Source organism: Actinoplanes sp. NPDC019969, assembly GCF_055562375.1.
Map to the genome: position 1 here is coordinate 286,413 of NZ_JBVHFK010000005.1, position 25,667 is coordinate 312,079.

General features: G+C 72.2%; 25 protein-coding genes. 12 read left to right on the plus strand and 13 right to left on the minus strand.

What is annotated here, in order from left to right; genetic code table 11:
- Positions 1-3 precede the first annotated feature (3 nt).
- From ACZ3II_RS17455 to ACZ3II_RS17475, 5 genes are all read right to left on the minus strand, one after another.
- The gene (locus tag ACZ3II_RS17455; RefSeq protein ID WP_465518669.1) at positions 4-1,101 is read right to left on the minus strand and encodes a sensor histidine kinase; all 1,098 of its coding nucleotides are present in this window, start codon (positions 1,099-1,101) and stop codon (positions 4-6) included.
- Positions 1,098-1,760, minus strand: a complete 663-nt coding sequence (locus tag ACZ3II_RS17460; RefSeq protein WP_465518670.1) for a response regulator transcription factor — start codon at positions 1,758-1,760, stop codon at positions 1,098-1,100. The genes ACZ3II_RS17455 and ACZ3II_RS17460 overlap by 4 nt, the downstream gene beginning before the upstream one ends.
- Positions 1,748-2,380, minus strand: a complete 633-nt coding sequence (locus tag ACZ3II_RS17465) for a VanZ family protein (RefSeq protein WP_465518671.1) — start codon at positions 2,378-2,380, stop codon at positions 1,748-1,750. Before ACZ3II_RS17465 ends, ACZ3II_RS17460 begins: the two co-directional genes overlap by 13 nt.
- A gap of 67 nt (positions 2,381-2,447) precedes the next feature.
- Complete coding sequence (locus tag ACZ3II_RS17470) at positions 2,448-2,861, minus strand: RpiB/LacA/LacB family sugar-phosphate isomerase (protein ID WP_465518672.1); 414 nt, start codon at positions 2,859-2,861, stop codon at positions 2,448-2,450.
- A gap of 9 nt (positions 2,862-2,870) precedes the next feature.
- Positions 2,871-3,638: an alpha/beta fold hydrolase gene (locus ACZ3II_RS17475; protein WP_465518673.1), complete on the minus strand. Its 768-nt coding sequence runs from the start codon at positions 3,636-3,638 to the stop codon at positions 2,871-2,873.
- A 134-nt stretch (positions 3,639-3,772) separates the two neighbouring features.
- On the opposite strand from ACZ3II_RS17475, the gene ACZ3II_RS17480 reads away from it, so the two are divergent.
- Complete coding sequence (locus ACZ3II_RS17480) at positions 3,773-4,729, plus strand: LysR family transcriptional regulator (protein ID WP_465518674.1); 957 nt, start codon at positions 3,773-3,775, stop codon at positions 4,727-4,729.
- Here ACZ3II_RS17480 and ACZ3II_RS17485 read toward each other — a convergent pair.
- Positions 4,713-5,429, minus strand: coding sequence for a hypothetical protein (locus ACZ3II_RS17485; RefSeq protein WP_465518675.1), 717 nt, complete (start codon positions 5,427-5,429; stop codon positions 4,713-4,715). The two genes, ACZ3II_RS17480 and ACZ3II_RS17485, sit on opposite strands and share 17 nt — an antisense overlap.
- A gap of 108 nt (positions 5,430-5,537) precedes the next feature.
- On the opposite strand from ACZ3II_RS17485, the gene ACZ3II_RS17490 reads away from it, so the two are divergent.
- The 6 genes from ACZ3II_RS17490 to ACZ3II_RS17515 all read left to right on the plus strand — a co-directional run bounded on the left by ACZ3II_RS17490 (position 5,538) and on the right by ACZ3II_RS17515 (position 13,392).
- Complete coding sequence (locus tag ACZ3II_RS17490) at positions 5,538-8,309, plus strand: AfsR/SARP family transcriptional regulator (RefSeq protein ID WP_465518676.1); 2,772 nt, start codon at positions 5,538-5,540, stop codon at positions 8,307-8,309.
- Positions 8,297-8,539 carry a hypothetical protein gene (locus ACZ3II_RS17495; RefSeq protein WP_465518677.1) on the plus strand — a complete coding sequence of 81 codons (243 nt, stop codon included), beginning with the start codon at positions 8,297-8,299 and terminating at the stop codon, positions 8,537-8,539. The genes ACZ3II_RS17490 and ACZ3II_RS17495 overlap by 13 nt, the downstream gene beginning before the upstream one ends.
- Positions 8,540-8,545: 6 nt before the next feature.
- Positions 8,546-10,333 (plus strand): RiPP maturation radical SAM C-methyltransferase, encoded by a 1,788-nt coding sequence (locus ACZ3II_RS17500; RefSeq protein WP_465518678.1) that lies wholly within the window; start codon positions 8,546-8,548, stop codon positions 10,331-10,333.
- 11 nt (positions 10,334-10,344) lie between these two features.
- Complete coding sequence (locus ACZ3II_RS17505; RefSeq protein WP_465518679.1) at positions 10,345-11,403, plus strand: DUF2293 domain-containing protein; 1,059 nt, start codon at positions 10,345-10,347, stop codon at positions 11,401-11,403.
- A gap of 12 nt (positions 11,404-11,415) precedes the next feature.
- Positions 11,416-12,633, plus strand: a complete 1,218-nt coding sequence (locus ACZ3II_RS17510) for a cytochrome P450 (RefSeq protein WP_465518680.1) — start codon at positions 11,416-11,418, stop codon at positions 12,631-12,633.
- 63 nt (positions 12,634-12,696) lie between these two features.
- Positions 12,697-13,392: a GntR family transcriptional regulator gene (locus tag ACZ3II_RS17515; protein WP_465518681.1), complete on the plus strand. Its 696-nt coding sequence runs from the start codon at positions 12,697-12,699 to the stop codon at positions 13,390-13,392.
- 34 nt (positions 13,393-13,426) lie between these two features.
- Here ACZ3II_RS17515 and ACZ3II_RS17520 read toward each other — a convergent pair whose 3' ends face one another.
- From ACZ3II_RS17520 to ACZ3II_RS17535, 4 genes are all read right to left on the minus strand, one after another.
- Entirely contained in the window at positions 13,427-14,065 is a 639-nt protein-coding gene (locus ACZ3II_RS17520) for a hypothetical protein (RefSeq protein ID WP_465518682.1), read from the minus strand.
- Positions 14,066-14,170: 105 nt separating this feature from the next.
- Positions 14,171-15,238, minus strand: a complete 1,068-nt coding sequence (locus tag ACZ3II_RS17525) for an amidoligase family protein (RefSeq protein ID WP_465518683.1) — start codon at positions 15,236-15,238, stop codon at positions 14,171-14,173.
- On the minus strand, positions 15,235-16,065 hold the full coding sequence (locus tag ACZ3II_RS17530) for a hypothetical protein (RefSeq protein WP_465518684.1): 831 nt from the start codon (positions 16,063-16,065) through the stop codon (positions 15,235-15,237). The genes ACZ3II_RS17525 and ACZ3II_RS17530 overlap by 4 nt, the downstream gene beginning before the upstream one ends.
- The gene (locus ACZ3II_RS17535; RefSeq protein WP_465518685.1) at positions 16,062-16,580 is read right to left on the minus strand and encodes a SigE family RNA polymerase sigma factor; all 519 of its coding nucleotides are present in this window, start codon (positions 16,578-16,580) and stop codon (positions 16,062-16,064) included. Before ACZ3II_RS17535 ends, ACZ3II_RS17530 begins: the two co-directional genes overlap by 4 nt.
- A 143-nt stretch (positions 16,581-16,723) precedes the next feature.
- On the opposite strand from ACZ3II_RS17535, the gene ACZ3II_RS17540 reads away from it, so the two are divergent.
- The gene (locus ACZ3II_RS17540; RefSeq protein ID WP_465518686.1) at positions 16,724-17,407 is read left to right on the plus strand and encodes a PilZ domain-containing protein; all 684 of its coding nucleotides are present in this window, start codon (positions 16,724-16,726) and stop codon (positions 17,405-17,407) included.
- Between the two features lie 242 nt (positions 17,408-17,649).
- Here the strand turns inward: ACZ3II_RS17540 and ACZ3II_RS17545 are convergent, their stop codons facing one another.
- Both ACZ3II_RS17545 and ACZ3II_RS17550 read right to left on the minus strand, forming a co-directional pair.
- Positions 17,650-18,027, minus strand: coding sequence for a spore germination protein GerW family protein (locus ACZ3II_RS17545; RefSeq protein ID WP_465518687.1), 378 nt, complete (start codon positions 18,025-18,027; stop codon positions 17,650-17,652).
- Positions 18,028-18,135: 108 nt separating this feature from the next.
- A complete protein-coding gene (locus tag ACZ3II_RS17550) occupies positions 18,136-19,197 on the minus strand; it encodes a LacI family DNA-binding transcriptional regulator (RefSeq protein ID WP_465518688.1) in 1,062 nt (353 codons plus the stop codon).
- 96 nt (positions 19,198-19,293) lie between these two features.
- Here ACZ3II_RS17550 and ACZ3II_RS17555 point away from each other — a divergent pair, with 96 nt between their 5' ends.
- The 4 genes from ACZ3II_RS17555 to ACZ3II_RS17570 are packed head-to-tail and all read left to right on the plus strand — an operon-like array spanning position 19,294 to position 24,375.
- Entirely contained in the window at positions 19,294-20,163 is an 870-nt protein-coding gene (locus tag ACZ3II_RS17555; RefSeq protein WP_465518689.1) for a carbohydrate ABC transporter permease, read from the plus strand.
- On the plus strand, positions 20,163-21,038 hold the full coding sequence (locus ACZ3II_RS17560) for a carbohydrate ABC transporter permease (protein WP_465518690.1): 876 nt from the start codon (positions 20,163-20,165) through the stop codon (positions 21,036-21,038). The genes ACZ3II_RS17555 and ACZ3II_RS17560 overlap by 1 nt, the downstream gene beginning before the upstream one ends.
- Before the next feature lie 11 nt (positions 21,039-21,049).
- Positions 21,050-22,390 (plus strand): ABC transporter substrate-binding protein, encoded by a 1,341-nt coding sequence (locus ACZ3II_RS17565; protein WP_465518691.1) that lies wholly within the window; start codon positions 21,050-21,052, stop codon positions 22,388-22,390.
- On the plus strand, positions 22,387-24,375 hold the full coding sequence (locus ACZ3II_RS17570; protein WP_465518692.1) for a beta-galactosidase: 1,989 nt from the start codon (positions 22,387-22,389) through the stop codon (positions 24,373-24,375). The genes ACZ3II_RS17565 and ACZ3II_RS17570 overlap by 4 nt, the downstream gene beginning before the upstream one ends.
- A gap of 203 nt (positions 24,376-24,578) precedes the next feature.
- Here ACZ3II_RS17570 and ACZ3II_RS17575 read toward each other — a convergent pair whose 3' ends face one another.
- The gene (locus ACZ3II_RS17575; protein ID WP_465518693.1) at positions 24,579-25,652 is read right to left on the minus strand and encodes an AbfB domain-containing protein; all 1,074 of its coding nucleotides are present in this window, start codon (positions 25,650-25,652) and stop codon (positions 24,579-24,581) included.
- Positions 25,653-25,667: the final 15 nt, after the last annotated feature.

Below are 25,667 nucleotides of genomic sequence, written 5' to 3' on the forward strand. Positions count from 1 at the left end.
CCGTCACTGGCGGACGGTGGTCCCCACGCCGCCGCTGAAAACGGGGCCGGGGTCAGAGAGGAGGCGGACCGTGACCTCCAGGCCGCCGGACGGGTTCGGGGTCAGATCGAGGGAGCCGTGGTGGGCGCGGACGATGCTGTGGACGATGGCCAGGCCCAGTCCCACCCCGCCGTGGTCGCCGGTGCGGACCCGGTCGGCGCCGCGCCGGAACGGCTCCACCAGGGTGGGGATCAGGGCGGCGTCGAGCCGGGGACCGGTGTTCGCGACCCGGAGCACGCCATCGGCCGCGGTGTGGACCGTCGCGGCGCCGCCGGGAACGTTGTGCACGATGGCGTTCTGGACGAGGTTCGTCACGACGCGCAGCAGCAGTTCCGGGGAGCCGCTGACCGGGGCCGCCTCACCGGTGACGTCCAGGGTGACGCCACGCTGCTCGGCCAGCGGCAGCAGGGTCTCGGCGGCCTCCTCGGCCAGCAGCGACAGGTCGACCGGCTCGGTCGTGAAGCTGCCGCGGCTGAGCAGCAGCAGGGCCTCGGTGAGATCGATCGCGCGGGTGTTGGCGGCGTGCAGCCGTCGCAGCAGCTCAGGATCGTGCCGGGGGTCGCGGAGGGCGACGTCGAGCAGGGCCCGGGAGACGGCGAGCGGGGTACGCAGCTCGTGCGAGGCGTTCGCGGCGAACCGCTGCTGCTCGGCGACGTGCGATTCGAGCCGGTCGAGCATCGTGTCGAAGGTGTCGGCGAGGTCCCGGAACTCGTCGCGGCGGCCGGTCATCCCGATCCGGTGCGACAGCGACCCGTCGCCGGCGGCCCGGGCCGCCGCGCTGATCCGGGTCAGTGGCGCCAGCATCCGGCCGGCCAGGACCCAGCCGCCGGCCATGCCGAACACCAGCAGCAGGCCGAGCACGGCGGCCGCTTTGGGGGCGAACGCGCGCAGCAGGTTGGACCGGACCGGGAAGACGCCGTGCAGCGAGGCGTCGGCGCTGATCATGAGGGCCTGGTCGGGGACGTACCGGAGCAGGAACAGCCACACCGCGGCGAGCAGCAGCGCGCCGGCCAGCATCAGGAACGCGGCGTAGCTGAGGGTGAGTTTGAGCCGGGCGCTCATCCGGCGCCGATGCGGTAGCCGACGCCCGGCACGGTGGCGATCAGCCACGGCTCGCCGAGGCGTTTGCGCAGCGCCGACACGGTGATCCGGACGGCGTTGGTGAGCGGGTCGGCGTTCTCGTCCCAGGCGCGTTCGAGCAGGTCCTCGGCGCTGACCACGCCACCCTCGGCGGCGACCAGGACCTCCAGCACGGCGAACTGCTTGCGGGTCAGGGCCACGTACCTGCCGTCACGGAACACCTCCCGGCGGAACGGGTCGACCCGCAGCCCGGCGATCTGGAGGACCGGGGGACGGGCGTGCCCGCGCCGGCGGTCGAGGGCCCGCAGCCGCAGCACCAGCTCCCGTAGGTCGAACGGTTTGGTCAGGTAGTCGTCGGCGCCGAGCTGGAAACCGGACGCCTTGTCGTCGATCCGGTCGGCGGCGGTCAGCATCAGGATCGGGATGCCGCTGCCGGAGGCGACGATCCGGCGGGCCACCTCGTCCCCGGACGGCCCGGGGATGTCCCGGTCCAGGACGGCGAGGTCGTACGCGTTGACGGCGAGCAGCTCCAGGGCGGTGTCGCCGTCACCGGCGATGTCGGCGGCGATCGCCTCCAGCCGCAGACCGTCCCGCACCGCCGCGGCCAGGTCCGGCTCGTCCTCCACGATCAGTACACGCATGCCTCGGCCTTCTGCTCGGCACGGCTCCACCACCGGCGGGACAGCAGTCCGGCCAGCACCGCGCCGGCCGCGTTGACCAGGATGTCATCCACCGACGACACCCGGTCGAGCCGGAACACGTGCTGGGCGGTCTCGACCAGTGCCGAGCAGCCCGCGCCGAGCGCCAGGACCCGCGGCACTGATGCGCACGCGGCGAACCGGATCGGGGCGAAGAACCCGAGCGCCGCGAAGATCAGCAGGTTGCCGCCGATGCCGAGCGGCCCCATCGTGATCAGGTCGCGCAGCGGGACGAGGCTCACCCGGCCGGGCACGGTTCCGGCGCCCGGCCCGGGCATCAGCGTCAGCCAGACGAACGGCACCGTCCCGTACACCATGCCCACCTCGGCCAGCGGCAGCCGCCACCCGTTCCGCAACCACGCCAGCAGGCCCGCGACGGCGACCGCGAGAGGCAGGCCCACCAGTGTCATCAGCACGACGCCGTTCTCGGTGTCGTAGCAGCCGTGCCAGTGCCCGGCCAGGCACCGTGGAGCGGCCATCAGGAGCGGGCGGCGTACGGCGTACGCCGCCCCGGCCAGTCCGAGGACCAGTGGGACGGCGTACCGGAAGACGTTCTTGCGCATGGTGAAGAGGAGAGCCGACCTGCCGTTGCGAGGGCGTATGCGCTTTTCGATACGCCCGCGATATGTGTCAGGGCTCCAGCGCGGCGATGTTCGCGGCCTCGTCCGGATCCGGCTCGGATGTGTCGAGGAAGGCCCGCAGCACCTCGACGGCCACGTCCGGGGCGAGCCGTTTCAGGCTCATCGCCAGGACGTTCGCGTCGTTCCAGAGCCGGGCGCCACGAGCGATCCACGGGTCCCAGGCCAGGGCGGCGCGGACCCCGGGGACCTTGTTCGCGGCGATCGCGGTGCCGGTGCCGGTCCAGCACATGACGACGCCGTAGTCGGCCCGGCCCTCCACCACCGCGCGCCCGACGAACCGGCCCAGGTCGGGCCAGCCCGGCGACCCCTCCGAGCGCAGCACCTGGTGGCCGTCCTCGGTGAGGGCGGCCACGACGGCCCGGGTCGTCTCGTTCTCGTCGTCACTGGCGAACGCGATCCGCATGCGTGGAGCCTATGGCGTGTTGAGGAAGCCGGTCAGCTCGGCGATGAACTCGGGGACCCGTACCGCGCCCAGGTGGTCGCCGTCGGTGACGGTCAGGCGGGCGTCCGGGATGGCCTTGGCCAGCAGTTCGGGGCGGGTCGCCAGGACGTCGTCGCGGCCGGCCAGGACCAGCGTCGGCACGGTGATCGTGTCGAGGGGGATCGGTTCGGCGTGCAGCGCGGCGGCTTGCGCGGCGAGGGCCGTACGATCACCGCCCACCGCGTCCACGAAGGACCGGAACCCGGCCGCCGCCGGTGAGGTGATGGTGGCCGGATCCGCCGTCTCGAAGGCCTCGCGGAAGTCCGCGGGCGGGATCACCCGGGTGTCGACCCCGCCGAGCTCCACCACCGCGGCGCCCACCCCGCCGATCACGAGGCGGCGGACCCGCCGGTCCCGGGTGGCGAGCAGGAGCGAGACGATCGCGCCCATCGAGTACCCGGCCACGTCGACGCGGGTGATGCCGAGCAGGTCCAGGAGCGTGGAGACGTCGTACGCCATCCGGCTCTCGCCGTAGAAGGCCGGGTCGTGCGGTTTCCCGGACTCGCCGTGACCGCGGGCGTCGATGGTGATGACCCGGCGGCCGGTCGCGGTGAGGGCGGCCACCACCCCCGGCAGCACCCAGTTGGTCACGCCGTTGGCGATGAAGCCGTGGTGCAGCAGGACGGGCGGCAGGCCGGAGGGCCCGTCCCATTGTTCGTAGTGGATCTCGACGCCATCGGTGGCCTGGAAGGTCGGCATGGGGCACAGGGTATGCGGTGTCCCGCCCGCCCGGGATCGGCAAGATCGCCGGTGTGGCGGCGTTCGACGGTTGTTGATCGCGATACATTTTCGGATGAGACTGCCCAACCCAATCCGTTAGGGGACATCGGGCTGTGACCCCCACACAGTTGCGTGCCTATTCCGCCGTCGTCCGGTGTGGCTCGGTCAAGCAGGCCGCGGCCCAGCTCGAGGTCTCCGAGTCCGCGGTGTCGCTGCACATCGGGCAGTTGCGCAGGGAGCTGGGTGATCAGCTGTTCTCCCGGACCGCGTCCGGCCTGACGTTCACGCCGGGCGGGCTGCGGCTGGCCAGCCGGGCCACCGAGCTGCTCGGCCTGCAGGACATCACCGTCCTGGAGGTGAGCGCGGCCGGGCAGGGCCGGCGGCTGCTGCGGGTCGGGGCGTCGTCGCTGTTCGCCGAGCACGCGGCGCCGGGGCTGATCGAGCTGTTCGCCAGCCGGGCCGCCGACCTGGACGTCGAGCTGAGTGTGCGGAACCCGGGCTCGTTCGCCGAGACGCTGATCGAGCGGGGCGTCGACATCGCGATCGGCCCGGCGCCGGCCGAACCGGAGCCGGGTGTGACCGCCCGCCCGGTGATGTACTACAAGATCGTGACGGTGGCCGGGCCGGACCATCCGCTCGCCGGCACCCAGCCGTCCCCGCGCCAACTGCGTGACCAGACCTGGCTGCTCGGGCCGTCCGCGGCCGCCGACCGTGGGGCGATCCCCACCCTGCTGCGCCGGCTCGGCGTGCCGGACCACCGGCAGCAGATCTTCCAGAGCCACGCGGCCGCGCTGGAGGAGGCCAAACGTGGGCGCGGGGTGGCGGCGGCGCTGTCGTTCACCGTGGCGCCGGAGGTGCGCAAGGGGCATCTCGTGCAGTTCTGCGGGCCGCACACCGGGATCGAGGAGGTCTGGCACTCGATGATCCTGGCCGACGGCGGCAGCCCGCCGGCTGCCGCCGAGCTGGCCCGGTTCGCCTCGACGCCGCGGGCCATCCAGGCCATGATGCGGGGTACGGGGATCAACGTGGCCCGCTTCAAACCGTCCATCCACGTCACCCTGTGGAGCTGATCGGGTCCCGCCGGTCGATGTCGAGGTAGAGCTCGCGTTCGGCCTCGATGCTGACGCTGAATCCGCGAGCGGCGCTGGGGGAGCTGGTCACCGGGAACACGGCGGTGGCCACCTCGCCGGGCCGCAACCGCCGCGCGAAGCCGTCGTCGCGGGCGAACTCGACCGGCTGCGCCTCCTCGAACCGCAGTTCGGCCACGTCGTCGGCGAGCGGACGGCCGACGGCGTTGCGGACCGTGCCCGGCACGAACCGGACGCTGAGCACCTGGTCGAAGCCGGGGCGCCGGTGCCGCCGGTGGGCCAGGAACACCTGGTCGCCACGGCCGAAGCAGAGGTACGACAGCGCGGTCGCCGGTTCGGTCCCGTCGTCCAGGCGCCGGTACCAGACCACCCGCCGTACCTGCAGGTCCACGCCTTTGGCCATCGGCGGATCGCCGTGCCCGGCGTGGCCGCGCACGATGGCCCCGGTCATCGCTCCCGGGGCGGGCGGGCCGTCGAGCGGCGCGGGACCGGCGGCGGGATCGGGGTCGAAGGTGTACGGGCCGTCGCCCCACCGGGCCCGGTCGATGCCCATGGCGTCCACCGTCACCTGCGGGAGCGCCGCTTCGAGGAGGAGCTGGAAATCGTGCCGGCCGCCGTCGGCCGGAAGGTGCGACAGGTAGATCGGGCCGGTGCCGAGCATCAGCATGGTGTTCTCAGACATGTCCGAACGGTCGCCCCGGCATCTGCGCACGTACCTTGCGGCCACCTTGCGGTCCGGGAAAACATGAGACGGAAACGTCGCGTCACCGGATGATCACCGAGGGTTTCGATGGATGTGCGGCTGCTCGGGGAAGTGCAGGTGATCGCCGCGGGCCGGGCGCTCGACACCGGCACCCCGCGGCAGCAGGCCGTGTTCGCGGCCCTCGCCGTCGACCCCGGCAAACCCGTGGCGATCGAGACGCTCGTCGACCGGGTCTGGGGCGACGCTCCACCGGCCGAGGCCCGCAACGTCCTCTATTCGCACATCAGCCGGATTCGGCGGATGCTGCGACTCGGCGACGGCGCCGGCAGCCTCGACCGGCGGTACGCGGGCTACGTCCTCGACCTCGATCCGGACATGGTGGACCTGCACCGGTTCGCCCGCCTCACCGACCAGGGCCGCGACCCGTCCCGCGCCCCCGCCGACCGGGCCGCCCTGCTGGCCCGGGCACTGGACCTGTGGCGGGGCACGCCGCTGGCCGCGCTGACCGGCGACTGGGCCGACGGCGTCCGCGAGACCTGGCACCGGCGTCGCCTGGACGCCGTCGTCGCCTGGGCGCGCACCGAACTGGGCCTCGGTCACGCCGACGCGGTGATCGCCGCCGCCCCGCCGCTGATCACCGAGTACCCCCTCGCGGAGCCCTTGGAAGCGCTGCTGATGGAGGCGCTGCACGCCGCCGGCCGGGACGCCGAGGCGATGGACCGGTACGCCGCCGTCCGCGCCCGGCTGGCCGACGCGCTCGGCGCCGATCCCGGCCCCCGGCTGCGCGAGCTGCACGAGACGATCCTGCGTGGCGAGCCGCCGGACGTCCCGCCGGCCCGGCCGGTCACCGTCCCGGCCCAGCTGCCGCCGGACGTGTACGGCTTCGCCGGCCGCACCACCCCCCTGCGCGAACTGGACACCCTGCGGCGGGACGCGCCGGGCCGCCCGGTGACGATCGACGGGATGGCCGGCATCGGCAAGACCGCCCTGGCCGTGCACTGGGCGCACCGGGCCGCCCGGCACTTCCCGGACGGGCAGCTCTACGTCAACCTGCGCGGCTTCGACCCGGCCGCCGCCCCGCTCGCCCCGGACGAGGCGGTCCGCGGTTTCCTCGACGCGTTCGCCGTCCCGCCCGCCCGGATCCCGGCCGGCCCGGCCGACCGGGTGGGCCTGTTCCGCAGCCTGCTGGCCGCCCGCCGGGTGCTGTTGCTGCTCGACAACGCCCGGGACGCCGACCAGGTCCGGCCGCTGCTGCCCGGCACGCCCGGCTGCCTCGCCGTGGTGACCAGCCGCAACCGGCTCGCCGGGCTGGTCACCACGTCCGGCGCGCACCCGATCACCCTGGACCTGCCGTCCGGCGCGGAGGCCCGGGAACTGCTCGCGCAGCGCATCGGGGCGGGCCGGGTCGCCGCCGAACCGGCCGCCGTCGACGAGATCGTCGCCCGCTGCGCGCGGCTGCCGCTGGCGTGCGCGATCGTGGCGACCCGGGCCGCGGTCACGCCGGGCCTGCCGCTCGCCGCGCTGGCCGCCGAGCTGCGGCAGGCGCAGGGCGGGCTCGCCGAGTTCACCGACCCGGACCTGGAGAGCAACGTCCGGGCCGTGTTCTCCTGGTCGTACCGGCAGCTCAGCCCGGCCGCGGCGACCCTGTTCCGGCGGCTGGCCGCGCACCCGGCGCCGGACCTCGGGGCGAGCGCCGCGGCCGCCCTGTCCGGCGCGCCGCCCGGCGAGGTCCGCCCGGTCCTCGGCGAACTCACCCGGGCGCACCTGCTGGAACGGGCCGGCACCCGGTACACGCTGCACGACCTGCTGCGCGCCTACGCCACCGAATTGTCCGCCACCGACGACCCGGGCCCGGAACGGACGGCGGCCCGGCAGCGGCTGCTCGGCTACTGGGTGCACAGCGCGTACGCCGCGGATCTGCTGCTCAACCCGATGCGCGACGACCCGGTGACCGCGCCGCCGCCGCTGCCCGCCGGGGTCCGCCCGGAGCGTCCGGCCGGCCTGCCGGAGGCGCTCGCCTGGTTCGGCGCGGAGTACCACGTCATGCTGGCCGCGCTGCGCGGCGCCGCCGACGACGCGACGGCGTGGCACCTGGCCTGGGGACTCACCCGGTACCTCGCCTACCAGGGCCGCTGGCACGACTCGATCGAGGCGCTGACCGCCGCGCTGGCCGCTGCCGCGGGCCCGGCCGAGGCCGCCTCCGCCCACCGGTCGCTGGGCTGCTCGTACCTGCGCCTGCACCGGCTCGACGAGGCCGGCCGGCACCTCGCCGCGGCGCTGCGGATCTCCGCCGAGGCCGGGGACGTCACCGGCCAGGCCCACACCCAGCGCTATCACGCCTGGCTGCTGGAGGTGCAGGGCCGCTACCGGGAGGCGCTCGGGCACGCCGAGCAGGCGGTCGCGCTGTTCACTGCCGCCGGCCACCTCGCCGGGCGCGGGCGCGCCCTGAACGCGATCGGCTGGTTCCACGCCATGCTCGGCGACTACGCCGAGGCGGTCACCGTCTGCCAGGAGGCGCTGCGCCTGCAGGACGCCGCCGGCGACCGGTTCGGGCAGGCCGAGACCTGGGACAGCCTCGGGTACGCCGCCCAGCGCCTGGGCCGGCACGCGGAGGCGATCGCCGCGTACCGGACCGCCGTCGCCCGGTACCGGGAGTTCGACGACCGGTACAACGAGGCGGACAGCACGGCCTCGCTCGGCGACGCGCACCACGCGGCCGGCGACGCCCCGGCGGCCCGCGCCGCCTGGCGGGCCGCAGCCGACCTCTTCGACCAGATCGACCATCCGGGCGCCGCGGCCATCCGGGCCCGCGCCGGCCATCCCGCACCGGGAGACGAGGGGACATCATGGATGAGGTAATCGTCAGCCGTGCCGACATCGACGCGCTCGCCGAACTCGCCGACCGCGGCGAGATGCCCGCGGCGGACCTGCTGCGGGCCCTGGTCACCGCGGTCCGGACCGCCTTCGGCCGGGACGAGGTGGTCAGCGTGAGTGTCGAGGTGGACGCCGTCGCCGAGGAGTTCGACGCCGCGTTCGCCGCCAAGGGGCGGCGCCAGGTCAACGTCACGGTCATGAAGATCGGCCGCTGACCGGTCGTGCGCACCGTGCTGGTCGCCATGCCGTTCATGAGCGCGGACCGGCCGTCGATCCAGCTCGGCCTGCTCCGGGCGATCGGCGCCGGGCACGGGTTCGACGTCGCGACGCTGCACGCCAACCTCGATCTCGCCGCACGGATCGGGGCGGACCTCTACCGTACGATCGCCGACGCCCGTGGCCCGATGATCGGTGACTGGCTGTTCGCGGTGGAGGCGTTCGGCGACCGGGCGCCCGACCCCGGCGGCCGGCTGCTGGACGAGCTGGGCGTCACCGGCGGCGAACGGGACCGGCTGCTGCGCGCCCGCGCCGAGGACGTGCCCGCCCTGCTCGACGACCTGGCCGCCGGGCAGGACTGGGCCGCCGTCCAGGTCGTCGGCTTCACCTGCACGTTCCAGCAGAACACCGCCTCGTTCGCGCTGGCCCGGCGGCTCAAGGCGGAGCACCCGCACCTGATCACGGTCTTCGGCGGCGCCGGGTTCGACGGCGAGATGGGCCGGGAGCTGCTGCGCCGGGTCGAGGCGGTCGACCTGGTGGTGTCCGGGGAGGCGGACACGGCGTTCCCGGCCCTGCTGCGGGTCCTGGCCGAGGGCGGGGACCCGGCGACCGTGCCGGGGGTGGCCCGCCGGGATCGCGCCGGCCCGCCCGCCCCGCCGCACCGGGACCTCGACGCGCTGCCCGCCCCGGACTACCACGAGTACTTCGACCGGGCCGCACGGCTGGGCCTGCTGCCGGAGGCCGGGAGCGGGGAGGTGTGGCTGCCGTTCGAGAGCTCCCGTGGCTGCTGGTGGGGCGCCCGGCACCACTGCACGTTCTGCGGGCTCAACGCGACCACGATGAGCTACCGCAGCAAGTCGCCGCGGCGGGTGCTGGACGAGCTGGCCACTCTGGCCGGCCGGCACCGCACGCTGCGGTTCGAGGCGGTCGACAACATCCTCGACATGCGGTACCTCACGTCGCTGTTCCCGGCGGCCGCCGACGGGCGGCACGACTACGAGCTGTTCTACGAGGCCAAGGCGAACCTGACCCGCGCCCAGCTACGGGCCCTCGCACACGGCGGGGTGACCCGGCTGCAACCCGGGCTGGAGTCGCTCAGCTCGCACGTGCTCGCGTTGATGGACAAGGGGGTCCGCGCCGCGCAGAACGTGAACCTGCTGCGCTGGGCCCGCTACTACGGCATCGACGTGGCGTGGAGCGTCCTGTGGGGTTTCCCGGGCGAGACCCCGGCCGACTACGCCGAGCAGGCCGCCGTCGTGCCGCACCTGGCGCACCTGCAGCCGCCGGAGGGCTCCGGCCGGATCTGGCTGGAACGCTTCAGCCCCCTCTTCGCGACCGCCCGGAACCGTACGCCGCAGCGCGGCTACCGGCACGTCTACCCGGCCGGCTTCGACCTGGACCGGCTCGCCTACTTCTTCGACCACGACCCCGCGGACGAGCTGCCCGCCGAGGTGTACGCGCCCCTGCAGACCGCGCTGGACGACTGGTCACGGGCCTGGCGGCGGGACCCGCGCCCGTCGCTGACGTACCGGTCGGCGCCGGGCGTGCTGCGGATCGACGACGACCGGCATCCGGACAGCGCCGGCAGCTACACGTTCGGCGGCCCGATCGCCGAGGTCTACCTGGCCTGTGTGGACCGCCCGACCGGGATATCCGCCATCCATCAGCGACTGCGCCCGAAACCTCCCGGGTACGTGGACGAGGTCCTCGCCGAGTTCACCCGCCGCGGCCTGATCCTCCGCGACGGCCCGCTGGCCGTGGCCCTGGCCCTCCCCGCCGTGCCCGGCCGATAAAGTGGTCGGTCATGCAGGTCGTCACGAAACTGGAACGACGGGTGGTGACCGCTGCCGAGCAGGCGCTGGAGCGGCAGCACACGGTGAGCCCGCTCGACGTGCTGACCGGCCTGGGCTGGCTGCATCCCGTCCAGGTGGAGCGGTGGAAGCAGGGCCGGCCCGCTGTCCTGGAGCCGCTCGCCGCGGTTCCGGCCGACCGGATCGCCGACGTCCTGGAGATCTTCGGCCGCTGGGCGCGGAGCCGGGAGTTGCGGGCCGGCCAGGTGGAGTACGTGTCGGCCACCCGGGACCGCAAGCCGCTGCAGTTCACCGTGGCCGCCGATCCCGCGCGGGAGGAGGCGTTCCGCACCCACTGGACGCCGGCGGACCTGCCGGAGCGGCAGCGTGAGCGGATCGAGGCCAAGCAGAGCAAGGCGCCGGACCTGGTGGTGGTCCAGCCGCTCCAGGAGTTCACCTGTGACGGCTGCGGGCGCACCGACGGCGACCTGCTGATGATGGAGGACGCCGGCGCCCTCTGCATGACCTGTGTCGACTTCGGCCACCTGGTGTTCCTGCCGTCCGGTGACGCGACGCTGACCCGCCGGGCCAAGAAGGCGAGCCGGCTCTCCGCTGTCGTGGTGCGGTTCAACCGGAGCCGCAAACGGTACGAACGCCGGGGCCTGCTCGTCGAGGAGGCCGCGATCGAGCTGGCCGAGCAGCAGTGCCTGTCCGACGAGGAGGTCCGGGCCCGCCGCCGGGAACGCGACGCGCAGCGCCGGGAGGTCGCCGACGAGCGGTTCCAGGAGGACCTCGCCGCCGAGATCACCAGGCTGTTCCCGGGCTGCCCGGCGGCGCGGGCCGCGGAGATCAGCCGGCACACGGGGGAGCGGGGCAGCGGCCGGGTCGGGCGCAGCGCCGCCGGCCGGGCCTTCGACCCGGACGCGGTGACCCGGGCGGTGGTGGCGTCGGTGCGGCACGAGGACACCGGGTACGACGAGATGCTGATGTCCGGCGTCCCGCGGGACGTGGCCCGGGAACGAATCCGTGCCGACATCGACCGCGTGCTGGACGGCTGGCGGCGTACCGCATAGATAATCGTCGCTATGAGCGACCATGCCGCGACAGTACGGGAATACCACCTGTTCACCCCGGAGGCCATGGCTGACCCGAACGCCTACCTGCACCGGATCCGCGCCGAGAGCCCGCTCGCGCGGCTTCCGCAGCTCGGCGCCTACCTGCTGACCCGGTACGCCGACGTCAACGCCGCGCTGCGCGACAAGCGGATGGACAGCGCCAACATGCTGCGGGTGCTGAACCGCCTGACCCCGGCCGAGCAGGCCGAGCTGGAACCGGTCCGCCGGTCCGTCGAGATGTGGATGGGCCACACCGTCCCGGCCGACCACGTCCGCTTCCAGCAGCTGCTCAAACGCTATTTCACCCCGGCGACGGTGGACCGGCTGCGGCCCCGGGTGCGGGAGTTCACCGAGGAACTGCTCGACGCCGTCGCGCCGAAGGGCGAGATGGACGTGGTACGCGACCTCGCGTACCCGCTGCCCGCCAATGTGATCGCCGAGATGCTCGGCATGCCGATCAGCGACCGCGAGCAACTGCAGGCGTGGTCGCGCGACATCCTGCCGGTGTTCGGCGACGGCGACCTGGCGAGCCTGCGCGACGCCCAGCGCAGCATGCTGGAGATGCACGACTATCTGCGGGTGATCGCCGCCGACCGGCGCCGGAACCCGCGCGAGGACGTGCTCAGCATGTTCATGGCCGCCGAGGCGGAGGGCGTCGTCACCGAGGACGAGGCCGTCGCCAACTGTGTGCTGCTGCTGTTCGCCGGCCACGAGACCACCGCCAACCTGATCGCCAACGGCCTCGTGCTGCTCTTCGAGCACCCGGACCAGCTGGCCCGGCTGCGCGCCGACCCGGACCTGACGCCGCAGGCCGTCGAGGAGATGCTGCGCTGCGACGGCCCGGCCGGGGTGATCGGCAGGGTCGCCACCGAGCCGGTCGAGCTGGCCGGGCACACCGTGCCGGCCGGGGAGCACGTCTTCCTCGCCCTGATGGCCGCGAACCGGGACCCGGACGTCTTCGAGAACCCGGACGTCTTCGACATCACCCGGCCCCGCAACCGGCACCTCGCCTTCGGGATGGGCACCTACTACTGTCTGGGCGCCGCGCTGGCCCGGATGGAGACCGACGAGTGCCTGCGGATCCTGCTGCGCCGGTTCCCGGATCTGCGGCCCGCCTACCAGGCGCCGGACCGGGTGCCGAGCCCGCCGTTCGGTCACCGGCTGATGTCGCTGCCGGTCGCCTTCTGACGTACTCGCGCCGGCGGGTGCACGGTATCGTTTCCGCACTGGTCACTGGGGCGACGGGATCACATGTCTGCGGAGAACGACCTCACCGGCACCCGCCGGTCCCGGCCACCGGGCCGGGCGGACGGCACGGGCAAGGACACCGCGCGGGACGAGCTGCGCGCCGCGATCCTGTCCGGGGAGTACATGCCCGGGGAACGCCTGGTCGAGGCGCAGCTGATCCAGCGGTTCAAGGTCAGCCGGTTCAACATCCGGCTCGCCCTGCAGGACCTGTCCGGGGAGGGCCTGGTCGAGATCCAGCGCAACCGCGGCGCCCAGGTCCGGAAGATCTCGCTCGCCGAGACGATCGAGATCACCCAGGTCCGGATGGTTCTGGAGGGCCTGGCCGCGGCGCAGGCCGCGGAGCGGGTCACCGACGAGGCGGTCGCCGAGCTCGACGAGATCGGCCGGCTGATGCGGCGGGCCGTGGAGTCCGGCGAGCACCGCCGCTACAGCGATCTCAACCAGCGGCTGCACGGCCTGATCCGCCAGATCGCCGGGCACGCCACCGCGGACCGGCTGATCGGGACGCTGCGGGCCCAGCTGGCCCGGCACCAGTTCATGCTGTCCCTGCTGCCGGGCCGGCCGCAGATCTCCCTGCCGCAGCACGAGCGGATCATCACGGCGATCCGTGACCGCAAGCCGGCCGAGGCGGAGACGGCGATGCGCGAGCACATCGCCAGCGTCATCGAGGTGCTGCGCTCCTTGGAGGACGGCTTTTAGGCGTGTTGAGTTCGGGCGCGTAGGACGGCCGAACTCAACACGCCGGAACCTCACGCGACCGGCGGGGTGCCGTGGGTGTGGAAGGACGCGATCGTCGTGAGGCCCCACGCCTGGCCCTTGGCGCGTTCGGTCTCGGTCCAGGTGACCACCTCGTGGTCCGGGGCGACGACTTGTCGGTGAACGTGTACCAGACCGCCGCCGTGGTCCCGTCGTCGAGGACGATCTGCTCGCTGGCCCGGCCGGTCAGCGCCCCGGCCAGGAACCCCTCGTTCACCGGCACGTCCCGGGCCAGGAAGTTCACGTGGTCCAGCCGGCGCACGTTCGCGCCGCGGCCGGGGAAACGGGCGGCCTGGTTCTTCAGCGACGGGCGGGTGGCGTCCGAGGCCACGTACCGCCGGGTGTCGTGGTAGAGACCGAACGGGTGCCCGTCCGGATCGGTGAAGTGGAAGACCCGGCCGTACCCCGGCTCGTCCTCGCTCCACCCCGCACCCAGGCCCGCCGCCTCGATGGCACGCACCCGCCGGTCGAGGGCCTCCGCGCTGCGGGCGCGCAGCCACGTGCGGCCCGGCCCGGACGTCGTCGCGGCGGTGACCTTGACGGTGAAGGTCTCGTAGTCGTCCCAGGCGTGCAGGTACACGCTGTCGCCGCGCCGGTCGACGACCTCCAGGGCCATCCGGTCGGTGAGGAACCGGCCCGTGTCCTCGAGGACCGGGGTACGCAGCTCGACGCTCTCGGGGGCGCCGGTTTCGGTCGTGAGTGGCGCGCCAGGCCTGCGTGTTTATGGCCGGGTTCTGGCCATCGCCTCGGCCGCCATCTCCAGCAACGCCTCCACCGCGTCGTCGTCCGCTCGCGGCGCGGGGATCGGGGCCGGGTCCAGGCAGCGGTCGAGGAGGAGCTCGACCAGCGCGGCCCGGGCGACGATCTCGCCGGCGTCGATGGAGCCGGGCAGGATGCGGATCTCGACGGTGTCCCGGATCGGTGTGTCGGTGAGCAGCTGGGTCAGGTTGACGTCGAAGAACTTGGAGATCTCGCCGGCCTCGGCGGCCTGACGGATCTCGGTCGTCGACGGGGTACGGGTTCCGGCGACGGCGTCGACCAGCGGCGCGGGCAGCGGGGCCAGGCGGCGGCAGGCCGGGTTGGTGGCCAGCAGTCGCCGCAGCGGCTCCCGCCAGTACGCGAAGAGCCGCACCAGGTTGGCCAGCACCGCCGGCTCACGGAACGGCCCGCCGTCCAGGTGCAGGTGCACAGCGGCCTCGTGCGGCACCGTGAACCCCAGCTCCCGCGCGGCGCCGAGCAGCTCGGACAGGGCGGCGTGATGATTCCCGGACAGCGGCGGGGTGACGATCTCGCAGGGACGCTCCCGTTCACCGCCGGCCGGGGAGGCCAGGGCGATGGTGACGCCCGCCGCATCGCTCAGGCGCACGATGTCGCCGTGCCGTTCGGTGGTGACGCCCCACAGGCGGGCGGCCGGGTCCAGGACCTCACGCAACGGCACGCCCGGATCGCAGTGCGCCGCGAGCAGCCGCAGCAGCCGCGGATCGTCGGTGAGGATCCGGTGCCAGCCGGGGATCGCCGGGGCGCTCCGGTCCAGCCCGTGCAGCAGGGTGACGTCGTCGACCAGGGTGCAGAGCGGGGCGCCGTCCGGCCGGCGCACCTCGAACCCCTGGGTCAGGTGCAGGAACCGGCCCAGGCCCGGGACCAGGGACGGTTCGCTGTCGTGGTGCCAGACCGGCCGGGCACGGCCCCCACCGCGCCCGGCCAGGTGTTCCGCGAGGGTGCGCCGGCTGACCCCCGGAGGGGCCATCAGCTCGATCTCGAAGCCGATGCGCCGGCGCAGCTCGGTCATGGCTGGAACGGCAGTTTCTTGCCGGCCAGCAGGCGCTTGCCGCCCTCGATCTTCGCTGAATACGGGCTGTCCAGCTTCCACAGCCCGGCCAGCTTCGCCGCGTCCTCGTAGTCGTAGCCGGCGTTGAAGAACGCGTCCACCCGCTTGCCCTCGAGCGCCGTCTGGACGTTCGCCGGGTCCGGCTTCACCGGCAGCTTCTGCCCGGCGAGCAGCCGCTTGCCGCCTTCCGCCTTGGCGTCCCACGGGTCAGCGATCTTCCACAGCTTCGCCAGCTTGACCGCGTCGTCGTAGTCGTAGCCGGCCTGGAAGAACGCGGTCCGCCGCTTGTCGTCCACGGTCTCCACCGGCGGCTCACCGGTCGGGTTCGGCACCGGCGTGACCGGCAGCGTCTCCCCGGCCAGCAGTTTCTGCCCGGCGAGCGCCTTGATGTCCCCGACGTACTTCTTGTTCAGATTCCACAGCTCGGCCAGCTGGAGCGCGTTGTCGTACCCGTACCCCGCCGCGAAGTAGGCCTTCAGCCCCTGCTCGGCGTCCGCGTCGGACAGCCCCGCCGGCACCGACGGGCTGGGCGCGGCCGCCGGCTGGAACGCCGGGATCGTGGCGGCCGGAGCCACCGGCGGCCCGGCCGGCAGGATCGCCGGGAGCTGCGTGACACCGGCGATCAGGCCGGCGCTGAGCGCGACCCCGCCCGCGGCCTGCGCGCCCCGGCGGCGCCAGGTGTACTTCTTGGCCAGCTCCTCGACGCGGGCGTAGACCGCAGCGGGATCCGGCGTGTCGTTCTCGTGCTTGGTGAAGGCTTCGCGCAGCCGGTCCTGGTGCTCGGTCACGACCTCTCCTCGGCAGGTACTCGTTGGTCCGACTCGTGGTCGAGCCGGAGGTTCCGCAATGCCCTCGACGCGTGGCTGCGTACCGTTGCGGGCGCGCACCCGAGCAGGTCGGCGATCGCGTCGTCGTCCAGTTGCTCGTAGTAGCGCAGCACCAGCACGGCCCGCTGCTTGCGCCCGAGAGTCTTCAGCCGGTGCCACAGCGCGTCCGCCTCGACCACACCGTCGGCGTGATCACGGACCCCGCCCCGGGCGTCGTCCAGCTCGATCAGCCGTTCCCCGGCGGCGTGCACGTGCCGGGCCGCCCAGCTGCGCCGCCACGACAGGTACTCGTTGAGCACCATGCGCCGGACGTACGCCTCCGGTGAGTCCGCGTCACTGATCCGTTTCCACCGGACCTGGGCCCGGGCCAGCACCTCCTGCACCACGTCCTGCGCGAGATCGCGGTCGCCGGTGAGGACGACCGCGTAACGAAGCAGGCTGGGCAGGCGGGCCAACGCGAATTGCTCGAAGGTCACACCTCATCGACGCACGCCGGGCCCGTCCTGTGCACTCCGTCGCTGAACTTTTTTCGCCACGGCACCCGTTCATTTCGCGGCGCCCGCTGCCGAAGGGAGAGATGTCCGGTCTGTCGTGAAGTGGCGTGTCACAGAGGTGAAAGATGAGCAACGGTGCGGCTGGTTCGATCTCCAACGCCGGAGGAGCGGGCGCGGTGGAGATGCCGGAGATCGGGACGCCCGTGTTCCTCGTCGTCGGGGAAGGGCTGAATCTGCGCTCGAAACTGGAATCGGTGGACGGCGGCACACTCACCGTGACCGCCCCGCTGGAGACGGTCGGGCTGCAGATGTTCGAACCCGGCCGGGAGGTCGAGATCTTCTGGGCGCCGCCGCGCAGCCGGGTCGTGCTGCCCTGCCGGCTCACCGCGGTGTCCGACAAACCGCCGATGCGCTGGACCCTCGCGCCCACCGGCCCCGCCCGGCACGACAACCGGCGCGAGTTCGTGCGCGGCGGGGCGGGGGCCGTCGTACGCCTCGAAGCGGCGATCAGCGGCCAGCCGAAGGAAGGCGTGCTCCTGGACATCAGCGAGGGCGGGCTGCGCTGCTGGGTCGACGAGCCGGTCACCCTCGCCCCCGGCGACGAGGTGCAGGCGACGGTGTGGCTGGGCACGGCGGAGGCGCGGCTGAGCGGGCTGGTGCACACGGTGCGGCCGGCCCCGTACGGCGACCCCGGCGAACACCTGATCCTCACCTTCGACACCAAGGAGGACGTCGGCCAGATGATCCGCCAGTACATCATGGCCTGGGAGATCGGCGAGCGCCGCCGCAACAAGCGCACAACCCCCTGACCGCACCCACCCGCACCCCGCGCCGCACCACTCCGGCCTCGGCAGAGCGTTCGGCTGAGGTCGTCGGCCGTCGTTGAGGCCGGTTTTGCGGCGGGGTTAGGGCGTGTGGGGTACGGCTGGGGTGGTCGGCCGTCGTTCAGGCCGGTTATGCGGCGGCGGTGAGGTGTCTGGCGTACGGCTGAGGTGCGGGAACCCGGACCGGGAAGCCGGCGGTGACCGGCGCCGGTCCGGGCTGCGCGGAGTCAGCGGCGCCGGTAGCGCAGGACGGAGCGGGCGACCAGCAGGGCCACGATGGCGACCACCTGGCCGCCGATGGCGAGCGCGTTGACGTTGACGGCGGGGCGCCAGAGGGCGTCGCCGTCGCGGATGACGTAGACGCCGGCCGGTCGGGCGGAGAAGCCGAAACCGCCGCCCGAGCCCTCGCCCTGAGGAGTGTCGGCGTCGTCGCCGGTGGCAGCGCTGCCACCACCCCCGCCGCCGCCTCCGGTGACGACGGCTACCGGGACGACGGTGACGCCGTCGCGTTCGATCGGGTCGCCGAAGACCCGGCCGACCATTGCTGATTCGGTGCCGGCGCGGGCACGCTCCAGGATCTCGCCGGCACTGAGTTTCGATGGCATGTCGATTCCACCCTCCGCGTCGAGTTCTCCCCTCAGGGTCGCCCCGAAGACCAGGATCGCGCAGCCCCGACCGCGCCGGCTCCGCCGGCGGCGGGGCCGGAGAGGGTGTCAGGACGGCGGTGGGGCGGTGCTGGCGCGGACCACCAGACGTGTGGGGACCAGGTCGGTTCCGGGGCTGGACGGCTCGGCGTGGATCTGGTGGAGCAGGGCTTCCACGCAGCGCCGTCCCACCTCCGCGAAGTCCTGGTGGACGGTGGTCAGCGGGGGCAGGTAGGACGCGGCGTCGGCGATGTCGTCGAAACCGGTCACGCTGACGTCGGCGGGCACGCGGCGGCCCTTCTCGTGCAGGGCGCGCAGCACGCCGAGGGCCATCTGATCGTTGGCGGCGAAGATGGCGGTGCACGACGGGTCGGCGGCGAGGCGCAGGCCGGCGTGGTACCCGGAGTCGGCGGACCAGTCGCCGCGTTCCAGTGGTGGGACGGGGCGGCCGGCCTGTTCGAGGACCTGGCGCCAGGCGCCGGCGCGGCGTTCGGCGGCGAACGACTCGGCGGGGCCGGCGACGTGCCAGACGGTGCGGTGGCCGAGGTCGAGCAGGTGCCGGACGGCCTGGCGGGCGCCGTCGGTCTGGTCGGTGTCGACGACGGGGTAGCGGTCGCCGGCGTCGGAGTCGACGACGACCACGTGCACGCCCGGCGGCAGGGCCACGGCGGTCGCGTCGAGCAGGTGCACCTCGATGATGAGAATGACGCCGTCGACCGCCAGCTCGCCCATTCTTGTGAACGCTCCCAGGACGTTGTCCTGGGTGGGCACGCCGACCGGGATGAGGGTTATCGCGTAGCCCTCGGCGGCGGCGTGGGTGGCGATCGCCTCGACGGTGCGGCTGTTGCCGGTGGAGGACAGCCCGAACAGGATGACGCCGATCGTGTTGAACCTGCCGTAGCGCAGCGAGCGGGCCGCGCTGTTGGGCCGGTAACCGAGTTCGCTCATGGCGGCGAGCACCTGCTCGCGGGTGGTTTCGACGACACCGGGCAGGCCGTTGGCGACGCGTGAGACGGTCTGCGAGGAGACCCCGGCGAGGCGGGCCACGTCGGCCATGGAGACGCGTTGCTTGCGCCGGCCGCCGGGGACGTCCGAGGCGGCGCGGAGCCGGGGCGGTTCGATCTTGATCACTCCTTGACCGTGATTTGTGGCCCGTGCCACTATACGGCAGCCATGTTTACGTAAACATGGCGGAAATGTTTACGTAAACATCCTACGGAGGGGGCGATGGTGACCCGGCGTTCATGGATCGGGTGGCAGTTCACCGGTCCGTTCCTGGCGGTGTTCGCGCTGGTGTTCCTGGCGCCCATCGGCTACTCGGCGTACCTCAGCGTGTTCCGCACCAAACTGGTCGGCGGCACCGCCTTCGTCGGCCTGGAGAACTACACCAAGGCGTTCAGCGATCCGCAGTTCTGGGAGGGCGTGACCCGGGTCGCGATCTTCCTCGCCGTCCAGGTCCCGATCATGCTCGGGCTGGCTCTGCTGGTGGCCCTGGCCATCGACAGCGGGCGGCTGTACGGGACCGGGTTCTTCCGGGTCTCTATCTTCCTGCCGTACGCGGTGCCGGCCGTCGTCGCCACCCTGATGTGCGGCTTCCTCTACGGCATCCGGTTCGGCCTGGTCGGCAGCCTGAACGAGGGCCTCGGCCTGAACCTGCCCGACCCGCTCGCCCCGGACTGGATCCTGACGACCATCGGCAACATCGTGACCTGGGAGTTCGTCGGCTACAACATGCTCATCCTGTACTCCGGGCTGCGGGTGGTGGACACCGCGCTGTACGAGGCCGCCGCCATCGACGGGGCCGGCCAGTTCCGGATCATCCGGTCGATCAAGCTGCCGGCGCTGCGCGGGCCGCTCGTGGTGGCGACCATCTTCTCGATCATCGGCAGCTTCCAGCTGTTCACCGAGCCGCAGATCCTCAAGTCGATCGCCCCGAACGCGATCACCACGTACTTCACCCCGAACGTCTACACGTACCAGCTGTCGTTCACCGGGCAGCAGTTCAACTACTCGGCGACGATCGCGCTGATCATGGGCGTGGCGACGATGATCGTGGCGTACCTCTTCCAGCGCCGCTCCCTCCGCGGGGTGCAGTGATGACGGCGCCCACCATCAGAGTCAACCGCAAACCCCGTACCCGCAGCCTGACCTTGACCGTCGTCACCGGCGTCATGGTGGTCTACACGCTGCTGCCGCTGGCCTGGCTGGTGATCAGCTCGACCAAGAACCAGGAGGACCTGCTCGGCACGTTCGGGCTCTGGTTCGGCGGGGACTTCGCGCTGTTCGAGAACATCGGGCAGACCTTCACCTACCAGGACGGCATCTTCGGCCGGTGGGTGCTCAACACCGTGCTGTACGTGGCCGTCGGCGCGGGCGGCGCCACCCTGCTGGCCGCGCTCGCCGGGTACGGGCTGGCCAAGTTCGACTTCCCGGGCCGGCGGGGCGTGTTCGCGGTGGTCCTGATCGGCATCGCGTGCCCGTCCACCGCGCTGGCCGTACCCACGTTCCTGATGTTCGCCAAGATGGGCCTGACCGACACCCCCTGGGCGATCATCATCCCGTCGCTGGTGTCGCCGTTCGGCCTGTACCTGATGTGGACGTACGCGACCGAGGCCGTCCCCGGCGAAATCCTGGAGTCCGCCCGGGTCGACGGGGCGGGCGAGTTCCGTACCTTCTTCCAGATCTCGCTGCCGTTGCTCGCACCCGGCCTGGTCACCGTGCTGCTCTTCAACATCGTCGCGACCTGGAACAACTTCTTCCTCCCGCTGATCATGCTGAAGGATCCCGACCTCTACCCGCTCACGCTCGGCCTCTACTCCTGGAACATGCAGGCCAACACGGTCGGCGGGGAGGTCGTCTTCGATCTCGTGATCACCGGGTCGCTGCTCACCATCGTCCCCCTCATCGTGGCGTTCCTGCTGCTGCAGCGGTACTGGCAGTCGGGTCTGGCCGCGGGAAGCGTCAAACAATAGAAGGGAATGGCATGTCGATCACCCGTCGGCGCGCGCTCCTGGGCGCCGCCCTGTCGATAACCCTGATGGCCGCCGGTTGCGGCGGCTCGGCCGAGCCGGACGGCGCCCCCGCCACCGCCGGCGCGTCCGAAGCGGACGTGCAGGCCGCCCTGGAGGCCGGCGGCGAGCTGACCGTCTGGGCGTGGGACACCACGATCGAGCCGGTGGCCGCCGAGTTCATGAAGAAGTACCCGAAGGTCAAGGTGAAGGTGGTCAACGCCGGCACCAACAAGGACGAGTACCTGGCCCTGCAGAACGCGGTGCAGGCCAACTCGGGCGTGCCGGACGTGGTGCAGCTGGAGTACTACGCGCTGCCGCAGTTCGTGCTGTCCAAGACCGCCGCCGACCTGACCGCGCTCGGCGCCGGATCCCTGGAGAGCACGTTCACCCCGGGCACCTGGAACGCGGTCCGCTCCGGCGGCAAGGGCGTCTACGGGCTGCCGATCGACTCCGGCCCGATGGCGCTGTTCTACAACAAGGAGGTCTTCGACAAGCACGGCATCGCCATCCCGAAGACCTGGCAGGAGTACGCGGCCGCGGCCGAGAAGCTGCACCAGGCCGACCCGAAGACCTACATCACGGCCGACGCCGGTGAGGCCGGGTTCACCACCAGCCTGATCTGGCAGGCCGGTGGCAAGCCGTACACCGTCGACGGCACCGACGTCACGATCAACTTCGCCGACGCGGGCAGCCAGAAGTTCACCGGCGTCTGGCAGGGCATGCTCGACAAGAAGCTGCTCTCCCCGGTGGTCTCCTGGACCGACGAGTGGTTCAAGGGCCTCAGCGACGGCACCATCGCCTCCCTGGTGATCGGCGCGTGGATGCCGAGCAACCTGGAGAGCGGCGCGGCGGCCGCCAAGGGCAAGTGGCGGGTCGCGCCGATGCCGCAGTGGGAGAGCGGCGGCAAGGCGGCGGCCGAGAACGGCGGCAGCTCCCTGGCCATCACCGAGGCCAGCACGAAGAAGGCGTTGGCGTACGGGTTCCTCAAGTACGTCGCCGTCGACGAGGGCGCGCAGTCCCGGGTCGACAAGGGCGCCTTCCCGGCGACCACCAAGGAGCTCAACGCGGACGCGTTCAAGAGCAAGGAGTTCCCGTACTTCGGTGGCCAGAAGGTCAACGAGGTGCTCGCCGAGTCCGCCTCGCAGGTCGTCACCGGCTGGAACTACCTGCCGTTCCAGGTCTACGCCAACAGCATCTACGGCGACACTGTCGGTAAGGCGTACCTCGGGCAGGGGAACCTCACCGACGGGCTGAAGGCCTGGCAGGACGCCTCCGTCAAATACGGCCAGGAACAGGGCTTCACAGTTAAATGACACAACGTGACGACACGAGCCGGCGTTGGCTTCGCCACGCCGGCTCGGCGCGCCTGGAGTTCGGCGCCGACTACAACCCCGAGCAGTGGCCGCGCGAGGTCTGGGACGACGACGTACGGGCCATGCGGGCGGCCGGCGTCACCATCGTCTCCCTCGCCATCTTCTCCTGGGCCCGCATCGAGCCGCGCGAGGGCACGTACGACTTCGCCTGGCTCGACGAGGTGATGGACCTGCTGCACGCCGGTGGCATCAGCGTCGATCTGGCCACCGCCACCGCCTCGCCGCCGCCCTGGCTGACCCGTAAGCACCCGGAGATCCTGCCGGTGACGCGAACCGGCGAGACCCTGTCGCCGGGCGCCCGCCAGCACTGGCGGCCGACCTCGCCGGTCTTCCGGGACCACGCGCTGCGGCTGGTCCGCGCGCTGGCCACCCGGTACGCCGACCACCCGGCCCTGGTCGCCTGGCACGTCAACAACGAGCTGGGCTGCCACAACGTCTACGACTACTCCGACGACGCGGCCGCCGCCTTCCGGACCTGGCTGGCGTCGCGGTACGGCACCATCGAAGACCTCAACCACGCTTGGGGTACGGCGTTCTGGTCCCAGCGGTACGACGACTTCGCCGAGATCCTGCCGCCCCGGCTGGCCGCCTCGCACCCCAACCCGACCCAGCAGCTCGACTTCAAGCGCTTCTCGTCGGACGCGCTGAAAGCACACCTGATCGCCGAACGGGACCTGCTCCGCGAGATCACCCCCGAGGTGCCGGTCACCACCAACTTCATGGTGATGGGCGAGCAGAAGCCGATGAACTACGCCGACTGGGCCGCCGAGGTCGACTTCGTCTCCAACGACCACTACGTGATGCCCGGCCCGCAGGCCCGCGACGAACTCTCCTTCTCGGCGAACCTGACCGGCAACCTGGCCGGCGGGCGCCCCTGGTTCCTGATGGAGCACTCCACCAGCGCGGTCAACTGGCAGCCGGTCAACGTCGCGAAGAAACCCGGCGAGCTGGAGCGGGACTCGCTCACCCATGTGGCGTACGGGGCCGACGCGGTCTGTTTCTTCCAGTGGCGGCAGTCGAAGGCCGGCGCGGAGAAATACCACTCGGCGATGCTGCCGCACGCCGGAACCGACAGCGACCTGTTCCGGGCCGTGACCCGGCTCGGGGACCGGCTGCGGGAGCTGGCTCCGGTCGCGGGCTCCCACCGCCGCCGCGCCGACGTGGCGATCGTCTTCGACTGGGAGTCGTGGTGGGCCGCCGAGCAGGACTCGCACCCCACCGACCGGCTGCGGTATAGGCAGGAGGCGCTCGACTGGTACACCGCGCTGCTGGACGCCGGCGTCCGGGTGGACGTGGTGCCCACCGGCGAGCCGCTCGAGGAGTACCGGCTGCTGATCGCCCCGATCCTGCACGTCGTCCCGTCCGCCCTCGCGAAGCGGCTGAGTGACTACGTGTCCGGGGGCGGGCACCTGGTCACCACGTACTTCTCCGGGATCGTCGACGAGAACGACCACGTATGGCTCGGCGGCTATCCGGGGGCGCTGCGTGACCTGCTCGGCATCCGGATCGAGGAGTTCGGGCCGCTGCTCGACCACGAGAGCGCCGAACTCGACAACGGCGCCACCGGCACGCTGTGGACCGACCGGATCGACGTGACCGGCGACGACGTCGAGGTGCTGGCCCGGTACAAGACCGGGGAGCAGGCGGAACGGGCGGCGGTCACCCGGCGTGCGGTCGGTGCGGGCTCCGCGGCGTACGTCTCCACCCGTCTCGGCCCGGACGGGCTCGCCACGCTGCTGCCCGGCCTGCTCGGCCCGGCCGGGGTGATCAGCGAGCTGCCGCCCGAGCTGGCCGGGCCGGTCGAGCTGGCGGTCCGCGGCGACCACTGGTTCCTGATCAACCGGACCGACGAGCCGGTGGACCTCGGCATCATCGGCCGGTCCCGTCTCGAACCCCGCGGTGTCCTGGTGATCCACCGCCACTGACCGGCGTGTGTATTTCGGCCGTCCAGGACGCCCGAAACACACACACCGGTCGGCGATCCTCCTGGTGTGTGTATTTCGGGTGCGGTGGGCGGCTGAAGTACACACGCTGTCGGCGGTCCTCCTGGTGTGTGTACTTCGGGCGTCCTGGACGGCCGAAGTACACACACCGGGGTCCCCGGCTGGATGGGCCAGCCGGGGACGACTCAGAGCGCCGGGCGCGGTGTGAGGGCCAGAGCCCCGGTTGCGGTCGTCTCGGCGATCCGCAGCGACTCGCGGCCGGCGGTCACGAAGTGGTCCGGGTAATTGACCGACCGCAGCGCCAGCGCGGTGCCTCGGCGAATCGACACGGGGCAGAAACTCGCGTCCTGACGGAATAGCGGAGAACCGTCGTTCCGATCCAGACGTATTTCGAAATTCCGATGGCGCAGATAATATCCGGGAAAGTTTACAGATTCGAGCGAGACGCAACCGGAGCCGGCCAGTCCGGTGTGCACACGGAAATTCGAATCCGCCTGCACGGCATCGCTGTCCGTCGATCCTATCGGGTCCAGTCGGGCGCGGTGGTCCCGGTGCCGTACGCGTTGCCCGGGGCGGTCCGCGGCCTCCAGTCCGGCCGTCGAACCGGCCGTCAGCGTCACCGGCGCGGTGGTGGCGCGGGGCGGGACGGTGGTGGTCCGGCCGGCCACCGGGCTGGTCGGCGGCGCGGTCGAGTGATGGCGGGCGGGACTGGCCGGCGGCGCCGGGGGAATCGGGACCGTCGAGGTCACCGAGGGTGACGGCTGGACGCTGACCGGCACGTCACCGGTCGTGGGGTCGACCGCGGGCGAGAGGTCGACCGGAGGGACCGCCTGCGGGAAGGCGAACTCGGCCGCCACCGGCTGCGGGCCGCGCGAGGCGTCGAGAAGCACGGCCACGGCGGCCGTGGCGGCGCAGGCGAGACAGATCGAGGCGGCGAGGACGAGGCGCGGGCGCGTCAGCCGGCCGCCACCCGATCGGGGGAAATGGTCGCGGGGGCGGGGCCGGCCACCGAAGGCCGGCCGATTGTCGGGCCGGATCGGCCCGGCGGCGTCACCGCCGGGCGAATAGGGCGGAATCCAGCCGCCGACCCGTAGTCCGTCACGGGTGTCGTCTTCCGGCATCAAATCGCTTCCTGGGGAACGTGCACATCGGGACTTAATGATTTGATAAGGATCTACCCGACTCGTACGGGTGAGGGCAAGGGTGTAGCGATAACAATTAGTTTGGGAGCGCGCCCAGTTGATCCGGCGAGCGGCCACGTCCGTATCTCAGCC